Below are 259 nucleotides of genomic sequence, written 5' to 3'. Positions count from 1 at the left end.
ATGCGCACGTTGGGCGGTGCCAGATCGGGGTACTGTTCAATAGGCAGCGAAATAATCGAAAGCGTGCCACACAGGCACAGCAGAATCGCCAGAACCCAGGCAAAGATAGGGCGGTCGATAAAGAAATTCGACATTAAATCGACACTCCTCACTACTTTTATCGTTGGTCAGGCCCACCAGCAACGGGCGCTCTGGCAGGAAACTCGGCGGGTCTTTGCCACGTTTCTCCGCCGCCGTTTACTCTACGTGCGGCAGCGGG

1 protein-coding gene is annotated in these 259 nt (G+C 56.0%); it reads right to left on the bottom strand.

Annotated features, from left to right (window positions below; all coding sequences use genetic code 11):
• Nucleotides 1-134: efflux RND transporter permease subunit (locus SB756_RS31880; protein WP_410913475.1), on the bottom strand; the 134-nt coding region annotated here is incomplete at its 3' end.
• Between the last annotated feature and the right edge of the window lie 125 nt (nt 135-259).

This window comes from Pseudomonas sp. SIMBA_068 (assembly GCF_046534705.1).
Classification (GTDB): Bacteria; Pseudomonadota; Gammaproteobacteria; order Pseudomonadales; family Pseudomonadaceae; genus Aquipseudomonas; species Aquipseudomonas putida.
Note: the sequence above shows the minus strand (reverse complement) of the source record. Positions and strands in the feature narration are given on the sequence as shown.